The organism is Moorena sp. SIO1F2, assembly GCF_010672755.1.
GTDB lineage: Bacteria > Cyanobacteriota > Cyanobacteriia > Cyanobacteriales > Coleofasciculaceae > Moorena.
The window spans coordinates 24,460-38,328 of sequence record NZ_JAAHFV010000031.1; the positions used below are offsets into that span (position 1 = coordinate 24,460).

General features: G+C 44.8%; 8 protein-coding genes. 4 read left to right on the plus strand and 4 right to left on the minus strand.

The genetic code is table 11. The annotated features are described in order from the left end of the window. Positions 1-25: 25 nt before the first annotated feature. Entirely contained in the window at positions 26-1,453 is a 1,428-nt protein-coding gene (gene glgA / locus F6J94_RS06595; protein WP_293038301.1) for a glycogen synthase GlgA, read from the minus strand. A 325-nt stretch (positions 1,454-1,778) separates the two neighbouring features. Beyond that, positions 1,779-2,747: a hydroxymethylbilane synthase gene (gene hemC, locus F6J94_RS06600; RefSeq protein ID WP_293038304.1), complete on the minus strand. Its 969-nt coding sequence runs from the start codon at positions 2,745-2,747 to the stop codon at positions 1,779-1,781. Between the two features lie 1,068 nt (positions 2,748-3,815). Here hemC and urtA point away from each other — a divergent pair. From urtA to F6J94_RS06615, 3 genes are all read left to right on the plus strand, one after another. Beyond that, a complete protein-coding gene (gene urtA, locus F6J94_RS06605) occupies positions 3,816-8,078 on the plus strand; it encodes an urea ABC transporter substrate-binding protein (protein ID WP_293038307.1) in 4,263 nt (1,420 codons plus the stop codon). Between the two features lie 455 nt (positions 8,079-8,533). Then, entirely contained in the window at positions 8,534-9,760 is a 1,227-nt protein-coding gene (locus tag F6J94_RS06610; RefSeq protein WP_293038310.1) for a SpoIID/LytB domain-containing protein, read from the plus strand. Between the two features lie 84 nt (positions 9,761-9,844). Continuing rightward, entirely contained in the window at positions 9,845-11,047 is a 1,203-nt protein-coding gene (locus tag F6J94_RS06615) for an argininosuccinate synthase (protein WP_293038313.1), read from the plus strand. A gap of 74 nt (positions 11,048-11,121) precedes the next feature. On the opposite strand, the gene F6J94_RS06620 is transcribed toward F6J94_RS06615, so the two are convergent. Together F6J94_RS06620 and F6J94_RS06625 are read right to left on the minus strand one after the other, a co-directional pair. Continuing rightward, complete coding sequence (locus F6J94_RS06620; protein ID WP_075898074.1) at positions 11,122-11,751, minus strand: DedA family protein; 630 nt, start codon at positions 11,749-11,751, stop codon at positions 11,122-11,124. 226 nt (positions 11,752-11,977) lie between these two features. Continuing rightward, the gene (locus F6J94_RS06625; RefSeq protein WP_293038319.1) at positions 11,978-12,226 is read right to left on the minus strand and encodes a Ycf34 family protein; all 249 of its coding nucleotides are present in this window, start codon (positions 12,224-12,226) and stop codon (positions 11,978-11,980) included. Between the two features lie 176 nt (positions 12,227-12,402). On the opposite strand from F6J94_RS06625, the gene F6J94_RS06630 reads away from it, so the two are divergent. After that, positions 12,403-13,680: a CCA tRNA nucleotidyltransferase gene (locus tag F6J94_RS06630; protein WP_293038322.1), complete on the plus strand. Its 1,278-nt coding sequence runs from the start codon at positions 12,403-12,405 to the stop codon at positions 13,678-13,680. The last annotated feature ends 189 nt before the right edge of the window (positions 13,681-13,869 follow it).

The following is a 13,869-nucleotide window of genomic DNA, read 5'->3' on the forward strand; positions in this document are numbered from 1 at the left end:
AGGTGTAACTTATGGAATGTTCTGTCTAGCTGGCAACAACTAAATGGTTGTCTTGTGGTACATGTTGAGGTACTTCTGCCGGTAATCCTACCAGATATTGGTACATATTGATATATTCCCTGGCTGACTTCTCCCAACTAAAGTCTTGGCTCATAGCTCGTTGCTGCAAACTCCGCCATTCTTTCTGGTAGCGGAAACCTTCCCAAGCCCGAACCATACAAGTATAAAAATCTAACGGTTCATAGCGGTCAAAGCAGTAACCGGTGCCAGTTTGCTTGATCGGATCATGGTGGGAAACGGTATCCACCAAACCCCCAGTACGTCGTACTATGGGGATACAGCCGTAACGCATAGCCAGCATTTGGCTAATCCCACAGGGTTCAAAGCGGGAAGGCATTAAGAATAGATCACTACCAGCATAGATGCGTCGAGCTAGAGGATCGTTATAGAGGATTTGAGCAGACATTCGTCCTGGATAGCGGGATGCGATTTCCCACAGTTGGGTTTCATAGTAGCGCTCTCCCGTACCTAGGACTAAAAATTGACAATCGGTGTAAGCTAGGAAACCCTGTAAAACTTGCACGAGCAGGTCAATCCCTTTCTGTTCCACTAAGCGGGAAACCATACTGATCACACAGGTATCCGGGTTGATGGCTAAGCCGACTTCTTTCTGGAGGGCTACTTTGTTTTTGCTGCGGATGTCGAGAGTATCTGCGGTGAAGTTGTGAGGAATGTAGTTATCGGTTTCGGGATTGTAACTTTCTGTATCAATACCATTGACAATTCCAACAGTTTTACCACTGATAAATGACAGCAAACCTTCTAAGGATTCACCGTATTCAGCAGTTTGGATTTGTTGAGCGTAGGTGGGAGAAACAGTATTTACCCGGTTAGCATACTGTACAGCTGCTGCCATAGTATTATGACCTTGCATATACCAGGGACACCAAGTAATTTCTTCTAAGCGCCAGCGCTGGGGGCCTTGATAAGCCAGGTTGTGAATTGTGAAAACTGTGCTGATATCTGATGATTGGTGCATCCAAACCGGAATCATGCCCGTGTGCCAATCATGGCAGTGAATAACATCAGGCTTCCAGTAGTTCCAAGCAAACTCAGCTGCACCATTGGCAAATAGGGTGAATCGCCAGTCTTCATCATCTCCAGAATAGATTTGGCGACCAGCAAAGGCAGCATGACCAAATAAATATAAGGGGACATCAGTCTTGGGTAGTAGGGTTTCAAACACATTGAAGTGTTGAAACATAGCATCACCGGACCACACTGGTTCCTCTGGAATCTCCATTTTATCGGGCAAAAAGCCGTAGTAAGGCATGAAAATTCGGACATCGGGTCCCAATTGCCTCAAGGTTTTGGGTAATGATCCCACTACATCCCCCATACCGCCAATTTTCGCGATGGGAGCTGCTTCCGCCGCAACGAATAGAATCTTCATCTGTTAGTTGTCAATTATTTGTTGTTAGTGCATAGGAAATAGCTGCAAGCTTGAAGGATGAAGTGCATTTGATCAAGCCTGAAACATGGAGCAGAACTTTTCAGGAATTGACCTTTAACTCCTCTGTTGACTTGTTCGAAGAACCTTCAGCTTTCCGGCTATCCTAGCTTACTCTAGCCTTCTGAAAAATTCTACGGTAAAAGAAAAAGGCTATGGCTTAAAAAACCTTTTCCTTAGCCTTTTCCTACACTAAAAGCGGCTTTGCGAAAATTATCAAATCTATAGCGCTTCGGACAGGAATTGGATTGAATTTTCAGCTATATTCCTATTCCCGCTCGATTTGAGCCAAAATTTCATCCAAAATCTCTTGTGCTCCCTGTTGTTTGAGCTGTTCGGCAAGTTCGAGTCCCAGATTTTCTGCTTGACTCTGCTCCCCTTGAATGGTATCTTTGACAAGTCTTTGCCCATCCACACTAGCCACTATAGCTGTTAGGGTTAGGGTATTGCCTTCCAACTGAGTGTCTACACCGATGGGAACTTGACAGCCACCTTCGAGCGCCCTTAATAATGACCGTTCCGCGTAACAGCGTTGAGCAGTAGGAGGATGTGCGATCGCATTGAGTAGTTCTAAGACTTCTTGATCATCCTCACGGCATTCAATTCCCAAAGCCCCTTGTCCCACAGCATGGAGTGAGATCTCTGGTGGTAAAATTTGGTGAATGCGATCGCTCATGTCCAGTCGTTTTAGCCCAGCTACTGCTAAAATTAGTGCATCGTAGTCACCAGCATCCAGTTTTGCCAGTCTAGTGTTTAGGTTCCCTCTGACATCTTTAAAACTCAGATGGGGAAAATGGTAGCGCAGCTGAGCCAGCCGTCTCAGGGAGGAGGTTCCAATGATCGAGCCTTCTGGCAAGGTTTCCAGCTGTTTATCTTGGTACTTTTGGTGCATTACTAAAGCATCGGCGGGGTTCTCCCGTTCCGTGACGCACCCTAATACCAACCCTTCTGGCAATTTGGTCGGCAAGTCTTTGAGGGAATGCACCGCAAAATCGATCTCATCCCTAAGCATTCCCAATTCCAGTTCCTTAGTGAATAACCCTTTATCCCCAATCTTAGATAAAGCCACATCCAGGATTTTATCTCCTTGGGTACTCATGGTCTGGACTTCAAACTCTCGGTCTGGAAAATGCTTTTTCAGTTGCTCTTGTACCCAGTAAGTCTGAATCAGAGCAAGTTGGCTTTTCCGAGAACCGATGCGAATTGTCCGGGCAGGACTGGTAACGGTAGAGGTCATAGGGCTGTCAATTTCTACAAGGCAGATCAATTTACTTGTTCTAGACTACCGCAGAAGGTGACGTTTCCCTTTCCGTTTCTGTCATTAGCTAGTTGTCATTTGTCATTTGTCAAAAACTAAGGTGTAGTATATAGCATTTCTGTAAGCTATCAGCTATCAGCGTGTCGCGTATCAGCTATCAGCTTTGGAATAAAACAAGTAAGCATTGGAATAATGCTGAGTTATAGCAGAAGTCAGAAGTCAGAAGTCAGAAGTCAGAAGTCAAACTCTTGCGCTTACTTAGGTTTGAGACTTTTGTCATGTCCGCGCCTGCCCTGGCGACTGCTATACCTCAAGCGCGTCGTTCGCACAGCGTGGCCAAACGCGCCCCGCGTGGCCAAAGCCTGTGCCACAAAGCACCTCAAGTAGCGTGAGCCTTTAGCTCACGGCTGACCGCTGACCTCTGTTGGCTGAATGCTTATCTCATAACTCTATATCTCATCTACTTGAGTGGTGGGATGAGTTCACTTTTATCAGCAACGCCAAACAAAATTTTTTCAGTGATAGTATCCAAAGAGACATCAGAGATTTGTAAAGAATTGTATAGTCGTTATATTGAAATATAAGTTCACAGTAAATTTTAAGTTATTTATATTATTGTTGTACTAATTGGTTGAGGTGCAGTGTAATTGACTTAATCGGGAAGAGGTAAATGGTGGGAGGGAATAAAAGATGGAAATTAAAACTAAAATTTCGAAATTTTTCCTAAATTTTGCCACTTTTATCTTGATTCTCTAAATTTTACTTCTATAACCACAACTGCCCCAGAAACTAAGTCATCTTCGATGGGTTGTGTAGGTAGTTAACAGGTTGACCCGAAAATATTTCCTTTACACCCACAAAAATTCCTCCCCTAACACGGTTTTATCCTGACTTAATCAGGGTGCTCGCTACATTCGCGCTTGATTTAACATTGATTATTTAATAGTAGGTCACGTCGCCTGCGGTTGCTAGATAAACCCAGAGTGAGAGGCTGATGGGTGATTAAAAGTTAAAGATTTGCAAATAAATATTGCAGGAATTTAAGCAATGCCAAGTTTCAAGACTGATAACCCCTGTATACGAGTTGGTATATTGCATTCCTTAAGAGGTACTATGGCAATTAGCGAAGCCCCCCTGGTGGAAGCTGAGCTGATGGCGATCGCAGAAATTAACCAAACCGGAGGAGTTCTTGGTCAACCTATCGAAGCGATCGTTGAGGATGGCGCATCGAACTCAGCGGAATTTGAGAGCAAGGCCAGAAAACTGATTCAACAGGATCAGGTAGCCACAGTCTTTGGCTGCTGGACGTCTGCTTCTCGTAAGGCAGTTTTGCCTGTATTCGAGGTGTTAAATTCTCTGCTATGGTACCCCCTACAATATGAGGGTCTGGAATGTTCCCCCAATATTTTTTATACCGGGTCTTGTCCAAATCAACAAATTGAGCCAGCGGTGAACTGGCTGGTGAAAAATTACGGTAAGCGATTTTATCTGATCGGTAGCGACTATATTTTCCCCCTGACTGCCAACAAGATTATTAAAGCGCAACTGAAACAACTGGGGGGAACAGTGGTTGGGGAAGATTACATGGCTCTAGGCACTCAAGATATGGGAGAGGTGATCACCAAAATTAAACAGGTTCAACCAGATGTGGTCTTCAACACCCTCAATGGTGACAGTAATGTAGCCTTCTATCGCCAGTACAAATCCTCTGGAATTACAGCTGATGACATTCCGATTATGGCAGTGAGTGTGGCTGAGGCGGAACTCCAAAGGATAGGGGATACAGCGGCGGGACATTATGCCAGCTGGAGCTATTTCCAGAGTCTGAACACTCCTAATAATCAACGGTTTGTCCAGAATTTTCAGCGTCGTTACGGAGCTAACCGAGTGACTAGTGACCCCATTGAAGCCGCCTATGCCCAGGTTTACCTTTGGAAACAAGCCGTGGAATCCGCTCAATCATTTGAAGTAGACCGGGTACGGGTGGCAGCTTATGGTCAGAAATTTGATGCTCCGGGAGGATTAGTCCAAATCGAACCGAATCACCATATTGCCAAAAAATGCCGGATTGGGCGGATTTTGCCTACTGGACAATTTGAAATTGTGTTTACCAGTGAACGTCCGATTAAACCCCTACCCTGGTTAGGGGTTGAAACCTATAACTGTGCCTGTGATACACAAACTCACCAATACAATGGGTCGGCTAGGGCCACACCATTGATCGAACCCTATAGCACAAATGTGGTGATTGAATTATTGGCTGAGGTGGCTCAATGGATTGAAAAAGCTAGGTCTTTCGAGACCAATGCACAAGTATTAGAAATGGCAACGGCACAGTTGAAACATGAAATAGTTGAGCGGCAACGAATTGAAGCAAAACTCCAGAAAGCGTTCGATGAGCTAGAGCTAAAGGTTGAACAACGCACAGCTGACTTAAAAGCATCTAATGCTCAGCTAATTACGGAGGTGCGAGAGCGTCAGCAAGCTCAAGAAGAACTCAGGGCAGCTAAAGATCAGTTAAAGGCCGTGTTGGAAGCGGTACCGGGGATTGTCTCTTGGATTAGTTCGGATTTGCGCTACTTGGGTGTGAATCGCCATTTAGCCAAAACGTTTCACTTGCCCTCAGAGGGGTTTGTGGGTCAAGACATTGGGTTTCTTGAGGCTAGCTCAGAGTTTAATGACTTTGTCAAGGAGTTTTTTGCCAGCCCAGAGCAAGATGCTTGCCGAGAGGTCTTGGCTATTGTTAATGACGAAAAGCACAATTATTTAATTGTTGCCCAGAAGTACAATCAAGGCTCAGCTGCTTTCACCGTTGGGATTGATATTACCGAACGTCAGCAGGCCCTTGAGGACCTGCGCAAGACCAAAGATCAGTTACAGGCAGTTTTAGGCGCAGTACCAGGGATTGTTTCTTGGATTAGCTCGGATTTGCAATACCTAGGTGTGAATCACCATTTAGCCAAAACGTTTCACTTGCCCCCAGAGGCTTTTGTGGGTCAAGACATTGGGTTTCTTGAGGCTAGCTCAGAGTTTAATGACTTTGTCAAGGAGTTTTTTGCTAGCTCAGAGCAAGATGCTTGCCGAGAGGTGTCGGCTATCGTCAATAACGAAAAGCACAATTATGTGATTGTTGCCCAGAAGTACCATCAAGGCTCAGTTGCTTTCACTATTGGGATTGATATTACCGAGCGTCGGCAAGCTGAAGAAGCCCTGAGGCAAGCTGAAGCGAAATATCGCAATATCTTTGAAAATGCTGTAGAAGGTATCTTCCAAACCACCCCCTCAGGACGTTACCTCAGTGCTAACCCAGCTTTAGCTCGTATCTATGGTTATGAGTCCCCAGAAGTATTAATTAATACTGTCACGAATATTGAGCAGCAACTTTATGTTGATCCGAACCGTCGCTCCCAATTTATCCAGTTATTGGAAGAAAATCCTACCTTAGTGGATTTCGAGTCCCAAGTCTATCGCCAGGATGGCAGTTTGACTTGGATTTGCGAAAATGCCCGTGCCATTAAAGATGAAGATGGCAATCTGCTGTATTACGAAGGTACTGTAGAAGACATCTCTGAGCGTAAGCAAGCTCAGGAAGCCTTGCAAAAAGCCAATGAAGTGTTAGAAACCCGAGTGGAGGAACGAACAGCAGCACTACGGGACGCCAATCATCAACTACGGATTGAGATTGTAGAGCGCAAGCACATCGAAGCAGCACTACGTAAATCCGAAGCTGAGTTGCGGGTACTGTTTGGGGCGATGACAGATGTGATTACCGTTTTTGATGCTCAAGGACGATACATGAAAGTAGTCTCGACCAATTCTGAGGTTTTATATAGTCCAACGACCGAACTACTTGGTAAGAGTGTCTACGAGGTTTTTCCCCCCAAGCAAGCTGAACTTTTTGTCACCCATATCCGGCAAGTCTTAGATACTAAACAAACCCTGAATATAGAATACAGTTTACCTATAGGACATTATCAAGTAGGAAGTATTAAGGATGAAATTAGTTCTAACTCAGACTTGAATGGCCACAAACTTTCGGACTTCGATTCCAAGAATATAGGGCATCACACTAACAACTATTATCACAATTCATCCGATTATGAAAAATTTTCGGAATTCAATGGCCAAAAGCTAGTGGGGCAAACTGAAAAACCCTTTCATACTTCACACTTTAGAGGTGATAATTCCCAGGTGTGGTTTGCTGCGAGTGTCTCACCCCTGCCAAACAATTGTGTGATTTGGGTCGCTCGTAATATTACGGAGCGCAAACGGGTTCTAGATGCACTCCAGGAAGCTGAAGAGAAGTATCGTAGCATCTTTGAAAATGCCGCTGAGGGGATTTTTCAGATTACATCGAATGGGCAGTACCTGAGTGTCAATCCAGCTTTAGCTCGGATGTATGGCTACTCTTGCCCAGAAGAAATAGTTACTAAAGTGACCGATATTAAACAGCAACTTTATGTCAACCCCAACAGCTATGCTGAGTTTATTGCTGCGGTTGAGGAGCATGGTGCTATCTCGGATTTTGAAGCTAGGGTTTATCGACAAGATGGCCAAATCATCTGGACATCCCAGAATGCTCGTGTTGTGCGTGATGCTCAAGGGAAACTACTGTACTACGAAGGCACTGTAGCCGACATTACCAAGGGCAAACAGGCAGAAGCAGCGCTGAGAGCTGAACAAGAAAAGTCGGAACACTTGTTGTTGAATATTTTACCTCACTCCATCGCCCAACGATTAAAACAAGAGCCAAAAGCTATTGCGAATCGCTTTGAGGAAGTAACAATTCTGTTTGCTGATATTGTGGAGTTTACCAAGCTTTCTGCTCGCATCTCTCCCACAGAATTGGTTAATCTACTTAATCAAATTTTCTCAAGCTTTGACCAACTAGCGCAGCACCATGGATTAGAGAAAATTAAGACTATTGGAGATGCCTACATGGTTGTTGGTGGTCTACCAAACCCTAGGGATGACCATCCAGAAGCGATCGCAAACATGGCATTGGATCTGCAACAGGAAATTACTCGTTTCCAGCGGGATGATGGAGAACCATTCCGCCTGCGCATCGGGATTAACACTGGTCCTGTGGTAGCTGGGGTGATCGGTATCCAGAAGTTTATTTATGATTTGTGGGGGGATGCGGTTAATGTGGCATCTCGGATGGACTCTCAAGGGGAACCTGGGAGAATTCAAGTTACTGCTGCCACTTACGAGCGTTTAAGAGACAAGTATTTGTTTGAAGAGCGAGGAATTATTAATGTGAAGGGCAAAGGAGAGATGATCACCTATTGGCTGACTGGGCGAAAGTAAGTGATTGTGGAAGGTTGTTCGCTCTTGGCGTCCGAAGTAGGGTGGGTTGAGGGTTGTTCGCGTAGCGTGGCCAAAGGCCAAGGTTGAGGGTTGACCCCCTGCCGATCTTTGGGAGGATCAAAGCTTTAGTGTTAACTAGCAATTACCTGATTCATCTTCCATCGGCCTCTGCTCTATATATTTTTTTTGACTTTTTTGTAAAAACGTTTCACCAACATGCTAGCATTTTCAGCTTTGCTTGTCAGTAAATACACTTTGACACATCGTGCCGGTTTTTTGTGAAAGAGTTTGTCCAAAATTCATCCCACACTCAAAACGAAGTGTTGAGATGTGGGATGAATTTTGGCGGAAGCTAAGAAAGGGATAAGCTGTCTGTCACTATCCAGAATTCCACTAGGAATGCTGTATTATATAGTGTAATAGCCGGTGAAGCAAGTGTTGAATTTTAATTACAAATGACGAAATCAGTGTTGTGGTCAATTGCCCTATTTTCAATTGCCCTATCTGTACCTTTAGTCTTAGCGAAATCCCTGTCACCTGGCTCTGAGTTAGAAACATCTTCCTCAACGTCTTCTGCTCCAAATTCCCCAGATCAAGTTTCCCCTGAGTCGGATGGGTTGGCTAACTCAGAGGATACTCCCACATCCGAACTAACATCTACCGCCACAACTCCAACACCATCCCCATCTCCTACCCCCAAGGATGAGAATTCCACTGTCTCTAAGTCACCACCCTCAACAACCCTAGCCCAAACTAAAGCTACCCAAGCATCAACTCCTAGCAAGCAAGACACGAAACAATCTACTGCTACTACTAAGGATAAATCCCAGGATAAATCAGATAAATCAACCAAGACTGAGTCTTCTAATCACAACAACCAGCCGCCCAGCCAGTCTGAAGGAGCTACCAAAAATCAGCAACCAGCACCAAAGCTATTGAATGATGCTCCCATCCTAGAAATGCGAGTTGCTGTAGCCAATGGTGTTAAGTCTCTGGTAGTGGCTACCTCAACACCGGGTGAGTTGCTGGATGCTAGGGGTCAGCCCCTGGGTAAACTAACCGCCAATCAGGGAAGTAATGTTAAACCATTAGGGGACTATATTCAAATTGGTAACTATAAGACCCCCGCAGGGCTTTGGGTGAAGCCAACTAACGGAGGGTATGTATTAGTGGGAAATCGCTGGTATCGAGGGGATTTGCTATTGATTTCTAAGGGAGATAGCATCTTGGCAGTAAACTACGTTGACCTTGAGCTTTACCTGACTTCGGTGGTGGGAGCGGAAGTGTATCCTAGTTGGCCAATGGCAGCTCTGAAAGCACAAGCCATTGCTGCTCGCTCCTATGCTTTGGTTCATGCGATTCGACCCGCTAGTAAGTTCTATGATTTGGGAAACACTCAGCGTTGGCAAGTTTACAAAGGAATCAAATATGAGTGGAACACCACGGCTCAGGCAGTTCAAGAAACTCGCGGCATTTTTCTAAGTTACAAAGGTGGGGTGGTAGAATCCTTGTACGCGGCTTCTGACCATATTGTCAAAAATGTATTTGGTGGTCAGGGTATGAGTCAAACCGGAGCTCGTGACTTGGCTAAGCAGGGTTACACCTATCAAGAAATTTTAGGCAACTATTATCCAGGCACTAGTTTGGCTTGGATTGATACTGTTGAAGCGGATTACGATTAGAGTTCTGTGCCAATTGAGCAACCCTATTCTGGAAATATGTGGATAGAATAGATATTTTGTTGTTTTCCACAGGGTGAAACTATCATGAGCCGTGCTGAAAAAGTTGTTCTAGCATATTCCGGTGGCGTAGATACGTCGGTTTGTATCCCTTATCTCAAAGAAGAATGGGGAGTAAAGGAGGTGATCACCCTAGCGGCAAATTTAGGTCAGGGAGATGAACTAGAACCAATCAGACAAAAAGCCTTGGACGCTGGGGCAACAGAATCCTTGGTTGCTGATGCGACCTACACCTTTGTCAAGGACTATGCGTTTCCAGCCATTCAGGCTAATGCTCTTTATGAAAGTAGCTATCCCCTCTCTACTGCTCTGGCTCGTCCCCTGATTGCTAAATTATTGGTGGAGGCTGCTGAAAAATACGGTGCAGATGCGGTAGCTCATGGTTGTACCGGTAAGGGCAATGACCAAGTGCGTTTTGATGTGTCGATTATCGCCCTTAACCCCAACTTGAAAATATTGGCACCAGCTAGGGAGTGGGGTTTCTCTCGTGAAGATGCGATCGCATATGGTGAGCGCTTTGGTATTCCCTCACCAGTGAAAAAGTCTTCCCCTTACAGCATTGACCGTAACCTGCTAGGGCGCAGTATTGAAGCGGGGGTGCTTGAAGATCCGATGGTAGAACCACCAGAGGAAGTTTATGCCATGACAAAAGCGATCGCAAATACACCAGACGAGCCAGAGTATATTGAAATCGGCTTTGAGCGAGGTATTCCCACTATTCTTAACGGTAATCTCCTTGACCCCGTGACTTTGATTAGTCAACTCAACGAGTTAGCTGGCAATCACGGTGTGGGACGGATTGACATGGTTGAGAACCGGGTAGTTGGTATCAAAAGCCGAGAAATTTACGAAACACCAGCCCTATCGGTGTTGATCCAAGCTCATCGTGACTTGGAAAGTCTGACTTTGACTGCTGATGTTACCCAGTACAAGCGAGGGATTGAAGACACCTACAGTCAAATGGTCTACAAAGGCTTGTGGTACAGTCCCCTTAAGGATGCTTTGGATGCTTTCATTCAAAAAACCCAGGAGCGGGTATCCGGTACAGTCAAGGTTAAACTTTTCAAGGGTAATGCCGTAATTGTAGGACGTCAGTCAGAGAATTCTCTCTACACTCCGGAACTAGCTACCTACACCTCGGAAGACCAGTTTGACCACAAGGCCGCTGAGGGTTTCATCTACTTGTGGGGATTACCAACTCGGGTGTGGTCAGCAAAAACCAGGAGTTAGGAATTTTGCGTTACGGTAATTGGGTTACGGTAATCGTTAACTACCAATTACCGATTACCGTTTGCCAATTTAAACTAATCCCCCATCTCCAATTTCTGCCTACGAGACTCAAACCATTTAGGAACAACAATCGAGCCAATCACCAAAATCAGAGCAACAATCGCAAATTTAGATACCGAAGAGATTAATAGCTCCAGAGGTATCAAGCGTCCGCAAAAGTAGGATAAACTCACCATCACTGATGCCCAGATCGTAGCACCAGCTAAATTGAATAATATAAATTTCGGGTAAGGCATCTGAACAATCCCTGCCATTGGACCAGCAAAGATCCGCAGTATTGCCACAAATCGACCAAAAAAAACGGCCTTAGCAGCGTTCTTACGAAATTCGGTTTTAGCCTCTGTCAGTTGTGCTTCTGTGATCCGGACTAAACCCCCAATTCGCAGTAGTAAGGGCCAACCACCGATTTTCCCAATCCAGTAACCACAGTTATCTCCTAAGACAGCACCAGCGATCGCAGAGCATAGGACTACCCAATAATTGAGTTCGCCGCTACCTGCACCGAAGCCACCTACCAGGGTAATGGTTTCTCCCGGTATGGGAACCCCAGCGTTTTCCAGGGCAATCCCAAAAAAAACTGCCCAGTAGCCATAGTCCTTAGCTATGTCCTGGACTGTTTCCAACGATAAAAGCTCAAAAGACATCCAGCGTTACAAAAATTAATACTTTTTAATATTTTGGCTCGATCGTGTCTTTTGTGTCAATTAAAGCAGTATTTTGAAAAATACTGGACAAACACAACCAGAACCAATTCGAGCTTTTATCAAAAGCTTGCTTGGTTAAATTAAAACTTGACTGGCGATGAATCCCATGCTGATCTTAGCTACAGAGTGGAGCTTATCGCCAGAATACCTAAAATTCACAATCCCATCAGGTGGGTACCAGTTCACCAGGACGAAGGTTTGCCCACTTCCCAGTTTCCTGCTTAAAGCTATTACACCCCACAACGTCCCATTCCATTTCGATTATATCTTCAGTAGAACGGATATTGACATTGATGGTGGGCTCAACCGCTTCAAAGTTGGGAGATTCCGTCAGGTGAGGTACCTGATGCTGGGTTTCCACAGCATGGTATGTAGTACACCGGTCTACGTAGTGGCAGTTAATGCAAATACACATTGCTTAAACTCCATTTCCTTTATTTTAGCATAGCTCAATTCAGAAATTTATTGGCTAGCTTATAATATCAAATACTTAAGTATTGGCTACTCTGTTTGCTACTTTTATAAAGTTATATGTTCGAGTTTACCACAATTGATATATAGTATTATTTCTGAGATTTCAGAAAATGACTAATGACTAATTACCAAACTGCTATATCACCCCAAAATTGGCCGTTTAACTGGGAGTTACTCCCTTCTGACGCTTGCTTGGTGGGTGGTGCGGTTAGGGATGCTGTGATCAACCGACAGTCGGTAACCCAAGACTTAGACTTTGTTTTACCCACTAAAGCAGTACGGACAGCAAGCAAGCTGGCAAGACGTTATAAGGCCGGATTTGTGGTTTTGGATGCCGAGCGTCAAATAGCTAGGGTAGTGTTTGGCAACGCCACAGTTGACTTTGCTCAACAGGAGGGGGATAGCTTAGAGGCTGACTTACATAGGCGGGATTATACGATTAATGCGATCGCATTTAATCCCCACACCAAGGAATTCATTGATCCATTACAGGGTATCTTAGATTGCCGTAAAGGTATAATCCGGATGGTGTCACCAGAAAACTTACAAAATGACCCATTACGATTACTGCGGGGTTATCGACAAGCCGCTCAGTTGGGTTTTCAGATTGACCCAGCCACCCAATCAATGATTAGAAAGGTAGCACCATTATTGAGCCAAATCGCAGCAGAACGAGTAAGGACAGAATTGGGCTATCTCCTCAAGTCTCCTCAGGGTGTACCTTGGCTAAAAGCGGCCTGGGAGGATAATGTATTACGACCATGGCTGCCTGATGCCACCGCTGAATCTTTCGAGTACATGACAGCAATTAACCCATCCGCGATGGTACTGGCAGAAACCTGGCCTAAGCTTGGGGTGGAATTGAACTTAAAGGTGACTAAGCATTCTTTATCGTTGCTAAATTTGGCTAAGCTAGCAAATTTATTATCATCAATACCAGCAGTTGCTGAACAACAGCTGTTAGCTCTAAAGTACTCTCGTGTTCAGACTCGAATAGTAGTCAGGGCAATCCAACATTTGCCCCAATTGCTGTCTTATACTACTGCCAAGGATATCCCATTACGGGAGCAGTATTTCTTCTTTCTTAACGTTGGAGCTGTCTTTCCTGTGGTAGCGCTTTTGGCAGTTGCCAGGGGCATGGCTGTGGATACTATAGCACCCTTGATTGAGCACTATTTGAATCCCAATGACCAGGTTGCCCATCCCACACCACTGGTTACTGGTAAAGATTTAATCAAGTCTCTTAAGTTATCCCCTAGTTCTAAAATTGGTGAGTTACTGACTGAGATTCAACTTGCACGGATTGAGGGCAATATCGATAGTATTAAAGGTGCTCTGGAATTTGCCGCCAAGCTGGACTCAATCAACTGTGGCTCTGAAGACAAAAACAAATAACACATGATATTAAATCCGATTAACTTATTATCATAAGCTATCAGCTATCAGCTATCAGCTATCAGCTATCAGCTATCAGTTATCAGCTATCAGTTATCAGCTTATGGGCTATGGACAGGCTACTTGAGGTGCTTATGGGCATAGGGTAAGCAAAGAGAAGAGCTTTTGAATAAAACAGGTAAGCATTAG